Source organism: Empedobacter sp. UBA3475, assembly GCF_002378465.1.
Lineage (GTDB): Bacteria > Bacteroidota > Bacteroidia > Flavobacteriales > Weeksellaceae > Empedobacter > Empedobacter falsenii_B.
Genome location: NZ_DFRA01000022.1, coordinates 1 through 6,847, shown reverse-complemented (window position 1 = coordinate 6,847; position 6,847 = coordinate 1). Strand labels below are relative to the sequence as shown.

Annotated in this window: 5 protein-coding genes and 1 pseudogene; 2 read left to right on the top strand and 4 right to left on the bottom strand. The window is 31.6% G+C overall.

Translation table 11 applies throughout. From position 1 onward, the window contains the following. Positions 1 to 276 precede the first annotated feature (276 nt). From B3I31_RS05345 to B3I31_RS05335, 3 genes are all read right to left on the bottom strand, one after another. Positions 277 to 1,494 carry a site-specific integrase gene (locus tag B3I31_RS05345; RefSeq protein ID WP_291060716.1) on the bottom strand — a complete coding sequence of 406 codons (1,218 nt, stop codon included), beginning with the start codon at positions 1,492 to 1,494 and terminating at the stop codon, positions 277 to 279. Positions 1,495 to 1,712: 218 nt separating this feature from the next. Beyond that, positions 1,713 to 1,853, bottom strand: a complete 141-nt coding sequence (locus tag B3I31_RS05340; RefSeq protein ID WP_291046781.1) for a hypothetical protein — start codon at positions 1,851 to 1,853, stop codon at positions 1,713 to 1,715. A 41-nt stretch (positions 1,854 to 1,894) separates the two neighbouring features. Next, a complete protein-coding gene (locus B3I31_RS05335; protein WP_291060714.1) occupies positions 1,895 to 2,071 on the bottom strand; it encodes a hypothetical protein in 177 nt (58 codons plus the stop codon). 195 nt (positions 2,072 to 2,266) lie between these two features. Here B3I31_RS05335 and B3I31_RS05330 point away from each other — a divergent pair, with 195 nt between their 5' ends. Together B3I31_RS05330 and B3I31_RS05325 are read left to right on the top strand one after the other, a co-directional pair. Continuing rightward, on the top strand, positions 2,267 to 3,958 hold the full coding sequence (locus tag B3I31_RS05330) for a M23 family metallopeptidase (protein WP_286496356.1): 1,692 nt from the start codon (positions 2,267 to 2,269) through the stop codon (positions 3,956 to 3,958). Beyond that, the gene (locus B3I31_RS05325; RefSeq protein ID WP_291046777.1) at positions 3,906 to 6,344 is read left to right on the top strand and encodes a TonB-dependent receptor; all 2,439 of its coding nucleotides are present in this window, start codon (positions 3,906 to 3,908) and stop codon (positions 6,342 to 6,344) included. Before B3I31_RS05330 ends, B3I31_RS05325 begins: the two co-directional genes overlap by 53 nt. 411 nt (positions 6,345 to 6,755) lie before the next feature. Here the strand turns inward: B3I31_RS05325 and B3I31_RS05320 are convergent. Further along, a pseudogene (locus B3I31_RS05320) lies at positions 6,756 to 6,847 on the bottom strand (IS982 family transposase); the annotation flags it as partial.

Genomic DNA, 6,847 nt, shown 5'->3' with positions numbered 1-6,847 from the left:
TTGTCATAGAAATCAGAATGAGAAATCTCAAATATTTTGTCAATTAATGCTTGACAATACCCGTCATTTGTAAGAGGTTGAACCTCTATAATATCAAATTCTTCTGACTTTACATTGTGTAAAGCAACTTGTGTAAACTCTTTGAATTGTACAGTTTCTTTTATCAAATACTTCATCATAAATTAAGTTTTAGCATTTAACCTTTTATAGTGTAATTTGATGTAAATTAATATATTACAAAGACAAAATGTGTCGCTGGAGAGATTATTTGCTTTCTTATTTTATATATTGCTCTACTGCTTTATCTAATTCGTCGTTTACGATTTTTGCATAGATTTGAGTTGTTCCAATATCTGAGTGATCTAACAATTTTGAAACGTACTCAATACGCATTCCGTTAGCTAAAGCTTGGGTTGCAAATGTATGTCGGCTTAAATGGAATGATAACGAGAATGGAAATTCTAATTCTTTACCGATTCTACGCAATTTCTGACCACATAAAGTATTTTTGGCAACTATTACTTTTAGTTGGTATTCGTTGGATTGTTCGAAGAAATTTGCTTCTGAAATGATTGGAAAAATAAAATCATCTGATTCGGAAGTTTCTTTCTTGTATTTGTTTAAAATCTCTAAAGCCGATTGACCTACTTTGAATTGATGTGAACGTTTCGTTTTACGAATGTTTAATCTGATACGTTGTTCGTTTTCATCATAGTTTTTCCATTGTAAGGTAACGACATCACCAAAACGTAATCCACCCGCATAACAACTGAAAATAAACATATCACGGAAATACGTATCTGTTTGACCAGATGAACTCTTGTGATTTTTTAGCTGCTCTATTTGTTCTTTGTTTAAAAACAGTCTTGTACTCTTGTCTTTTTTGATTCTTACACTCGCAAATGGATAAGTATTTAAAGTGATGACTTCTTCACGAATGGCATCTTTAAACATTATCGCCAGAATATTTAAAGCATAATGCATAGTTGTAGAACCATTCTTTAAACGATTGCTCATAAAATTGACATAATCATTTAAAACTGTTACTGTGATATCTTCAAAGTAGATTTCGTTTGTACCTAAAAACTTCTCGAACTTTTGAATATTCATTTTATAAGCTTTATAGGTTTGAGGTGATACATTCCCTCTGATACGTTCACAACGCTCGTAAGCATATTCAAAGAAATTCTTAATATCTTTTCCTTTGATCGCTTCTTTTAATCGCTTAGCGGAGATATTTCCACGCTTTCGCTCGTTATCAGCAACCATTGCTTCTGCATCTGCAATCTTTTGAGATAAGAAAGCATTCATTCTCGTTGAATTGGGATAATTGCGTTTTACTTTTTGTTTGACATCATCCCATTCGTTTTCTTTCAACTTTACTCCAGTTGCTATAAATTTTGTTTTACGATCCTTGATTAACCAGATATACAATGGACTGTGCCCTGTTTTATCTTCTTGGTTGGTGCGAAGTACTAATTTGATTGAAGCCATTGGATTTTGAATTATGGTTTAAAAATCTATTTTTATAAACGAATGCAATCAAGTGATTTTTTTTTGTAACTTGCTGATGCAAACGAATGTAACGTGATTCTAAGGTACAACAATTGGTACAACAAATCAAGGATTTCAATGCGTTAGAGTACTTCAAATTGAAACTTTAACATTCTATAAAACCTTATAAATAGGCAATTTAGAGAAAAATAGTATTGTCATATTATGTTTTCGGATAATTCAACTATATCCGAATCTAAAATTTGATTAATCATTTCACTATTCAAAACAAATCCATTCAACGAAATCGCATTTTCTTCGATTTGAACCGCATCTTTCATCGCATCTTTTACTTTCATTTCGATCAACGCATTCGATTTAAAAACCTTCCCTTCTACTTCTAAATTTGCAGCATTAGAAACCGCAACTTCTTCTTTGCATCAGCAGCCAATTCTGCATTACTTTCTGAACCTTTGTATTCATTACAACTTACGATAGAAGCAACTATAAAAAGTGCTAAAATAATTTTTCTCATGATGATGTTTTTTATGTTTGATTTTAAAATTACTTTCATCATTTCTCAATCATTCACTAAAATCCTTTTCTTTTACTTGTTTATTATTTTACAAATACAAAATATTGATAATCATTTATTTAATTTTATTTTACAAAAATTTATCTCCAAATAATTTTCAGAAATTCAAAAGATTAAGGAGGTTTGTAAAAGATTTAATTTACTTTTAACTGATTTGTTAATTATTGAAAAGAAAAAATGAAAGTGATTAAGCCAATTTTCCTAAACTTATTACTAAGTTCTGTTGTTTTTGGACAACGATCAGAACAACCAAAATCTGAAACATATCCAAAAAACATCTTCCAAAATCCTTTAGAAATTACCAATTATTTAGCTGGTAATTTTGGAGAATTACGTGCCAATCATTTCCACGCTGGGCTTGATATCAAAACTCAACAACGAGAAGGTCTGAAAGTAAAAGCGGTTGGAGACGGTTACATTTCTCGCATTAATATTTCGCCAACAGGTTATGGAAATGCACTTTATATCGATCACCCAAACGGATATACTTCTGTTTATGCCCATTTGAGAGAATTTACGCCCGAATTGCAAGAATATGTGCGCAAACAACAATATGCAAACGAAACGTTTAAGATAGAATTGCATCCAAAACCAAACGAACTTCCTGTAAAAATGGGCGATTTGATTGCTCTTTCTGGAAATTCTGGAGGTTCTGGAGGTCCACATTTACATTTCGAAATTCGTGATACCAAAACAGAAGAACCAATTAATCCTTTTTACTTCGGTTTTGATTTACCTGATACTCGAAAACCATCTATTTTAGGCCTATATGCTTATCCAATTTATGGCGATGTGAATCAAAAAACCAATCGTGTTGTTGTGGTAAATGGAGGTACAATTTCTGCCTCTGGCGCAATAGGTTTTGGTGTAAAAGCCTATGACAAACACAATGGAGCAGAAAATAACAATGGAGTTCATCAAATTAATATTTATGTGAATGATGAACCGATTTATACGTTTACTTCTAATCGTTTTTCGTTTGATGAAGCTCGAGCTATAAATACAGTTTGCGATTATGGCGATATTCAGAAAAATAATAGTTGGGTGTATCAAGGATTTGTGAAAGATGGGAATCCTGTCAGAATGTATTCAAATCTAAAAAACAATGGAATTTTAGAGCTTGAAGAAGGAAAATCGTACAAAGTAAAAATTGACGTTTCTGATTATGCAGGAAATTTATCTTCGCAATCTTTTACAGTTAATGGAAAAGCATTTGTAGATTCTGCAAAACTTACTGAAACAAATCCAATGTTGTGGAACAAAGAAAATCATTTCAAATCTGATGGAATCGAAATATTTTTCCCTAAAAATATTTTTTATGAAGATTTTGATTTAGCTTATAAATTCTCGAATGGTAAACATTGGGTGGGCGATTATTATATACCAGTTCATCAAACTTACACGTTAGCAATAGAACCGACTACTGACATTCCAACAGCGCAATTGGACAAAGCTGTTATTGTACGCGAATATCAAAAAAGAGGTGCTTGGAAAAAAGATTATTTAACAACAGAGCTCAAAAATGGAAAGCTTGTTGCAAATCCAAAAGATTTTGGTGTTTTTTCTATTTTAATTGACAATACTAAACCGACAATTACTCCGTTAAATATCAAATCAGATAGTCAATTTACTCAAGCTAATGCTATTATCAAATTTACAATTGATGATGCACAATCTGGGATAAAAGATTATAAAGCTTATATCGATGGTAAGTGGGTTTTAGCCGAATATGATCAAAAAATTAAACGATTATCAATTAATTTGAACAAAGAACAGATTTCGGTTGGCAACCATCAATTAGAATTAAACGTGAAAGATGAAAAAAACAACACAGCAACATACTCTACAACATTCAAAAAGATTTCTTAGTACCATAAGTTTATCTCTTTTGGGTGGAATTTTATTTGCTCAAACTGCGCAAATTAATGGTAAAGTTGTCGACGAAAATAGAATTCCAATTAGTGAAGCTGAGATTATTGTCAACGATCAATCTTATTTTACAGATCAAAATGGTAATTTCAAAATTGATATTCCATCAAATTCTTCCGTTACCGTAACTTTTAACAACAATGGTTATCATTCGTTTGCACAAACTTTTACGCTAAAAGATAAAAACAAGAAAGAGATTTTTGTTCAATTAGTTCCTGATCAAACCAATGCAATCGAATTAGGTGAAGCAACTATTTCTTTTCAATCCAATAAAAATAAACCTTTGCAAAGTACCGTTTTGAGTGCTGCGCAAATGCAACAAGGACCAAGTTTGACTGGCGGAGTTGCCGATTTATTGAAAACATTGCCTTTCGTAAATTCGAATACAGAATTAAGTTCGCAATATATGGTTCGCGGAGGAAATTATGACGAAAATTTAATTTACGTTAACGGAATCGAAGTTTATAAACCTCAATTGATTCGTTCTGGCGAACAAGAAGGTTTAGGTTTTGTAAATCCTGCGATGACGCAATTTATCAACTTTTCTGCTGGTGGTTGGGAAGCAAAATACGGCGACAAAATGTCTTCTGTTTTAGATGTTACCTACAAACGCCCAACAAAATTTGAAGGACAATTAGAAGCAAGTTTAATGGGCGGAAGTTTGACATTAGGCGGAGGTTCTAAAGACAAAAAACTTTCGGCAATTGTTGGAGCGCGCTATCAAAACAGAAATTTAGTGTTGAATACCTTAAAAGGTGATACCAATTTCAATCCCGAATATTACGATGTACAAGCCAATATCAATTATAAATTAAATGATAAATGGAATGTTGCATTTTTGGGGACAATGTCACGTTCGCGCTACGAAATGTTTCCTGTAAAACGTGATACGTACATCAACACAATGGATACTCCGTTGTTGCTAACTGTTTTTTATGACGGAAAAGAGGATGATAAATTTGCGACAGAAACAGGAAGTTTATCATTTACATATCAACCAAATTCTAAAGTAGATTTAGGGTTAGACCTTTTTGCTTATCATTCGAAAGAGCGCGAATATTTTGATATTCAAGGTTCTTATTTCATTTCCGAAGTAGACGAAAAAGGCCATGCTACTTCTACGAATGATGTTGGTTCGCAAATCGATCATGCACGAAATAATTTTGATGCGTTGGTTGCTGGAATTCAACACAAAGGAAAATATAAAATCAATGGAAACAATGATATTGAGTGGGGTGCAAAATTTCAACAAGAAGATATTCGTGATTTATTAGGTGAATGGCAAGCAATCGATTCGACAGGATATGTTGTGAATCCAAATCCAGGAAATGGTTTGAATTTAAGTTATTATGTGAATTCTAAAAATAATTTAAAAACCAATCGTATTTCAGGTTACGCACAATATACAAGCAAATTTATGTGGAATGATGCGAAAGTAATGTTCAACGCTGGTGTACGTGCAGCTTATTGGGATTTTAACGAAGAAACAACTGTTTCGCCTCGTGCTCAAATCGCTGTTAAACCAGATTGGGAAAGCGATATGTTGTTCCGTTTTTCGACAGGTATTTATTATCAACCTCCCTTCTATCGCGAAATTCGTCGTTTAGATGGTTCTTTGAATAACAAAGTAAAATCGCAACAATCAATTCATTTTATATTTGGAAACGATTACGAATTCAAATGGATGGATCGTCCGTTCAAATTAACAACTGAGGTTTATTACAAAATCTTAAATGATTTGAATCCGTATTATGTAGACAATGTGAGAATTCGTTATACGGCAGATAACAACTCCAAAGGTTATGCGTATGGACTTGATATGCGTTTATTTGGGCAGTTTGTTCCTGGTATAGATTCTTGGTTCTCGGCTTCGTATGCGCGAGCTTATCAAAATATTGATGACAGAGGAAATATTCCATTACCAACAGATCCTCGTTTCAAATTATCTGCATTTTTCCAAGATTATATGGAGTTTTTACCATCTTTCAAAGTGAATGTAAATTTGATTTATGCTTCTGGTTTACCAAACGGAGCACCACAATTTGCAGATCCTTACCAATACCAAACAACGTTGACAGATTACAAACGTGTTGACATTGGTTTTGTGAAAGAATTGATCAATCAAAAAGAATTGAAACCATCAAAAGGAACATTCTGGAGTAATTTCAAAGAAATTTCGATTGGTGTAGATGTTTTCAATGTGTTTGATATTAAAAACGAAATCAGTAATTCATGGATTCGCGACGTAAATTCGAGTGCAGTTTACACAATGCCAAATTATTTGACAGGACGTTTCTTGAATGGAAAGATTAATTTTAAGTTTTAAAACTATTCAAAATTAATATTAGGATAAATTAATTCTTATTAATAATGGATTTTCAAAAATATATCGGTTACATCATCATTCCAATTATATTTATTTTTTCAATTTCACCTATTTTTTTCATGAACAAGAAAATAGGTAAAATAAAATATTTAAAGACTTATAGTTTTATATTTTGGTTATTTTCATTTTTACTATTTTTCATATCATTAAATGAAATCTTTGAAAATCAAAACTTAAAAGGTTTTACTTTTTTCAATTTTTATAAAACTTTAGAATATTATTTTTTATGGATTTTACTTCCATTTTGGATATTTCCAATTTCAATTATATCAGGAATACTAACTCCATTTATTTTATATTTAAAAAGTAAGAATAATAAAAGAAACAAAGTATACTAACCCGTTGTGCATTTTAAATAATTTGAGTTTTTAGCTTATTAATATTTCGATTAAAGTATGTTTTATTAATGTACTGAACCACAGTAAGTGCAGTAATTTTAGCTA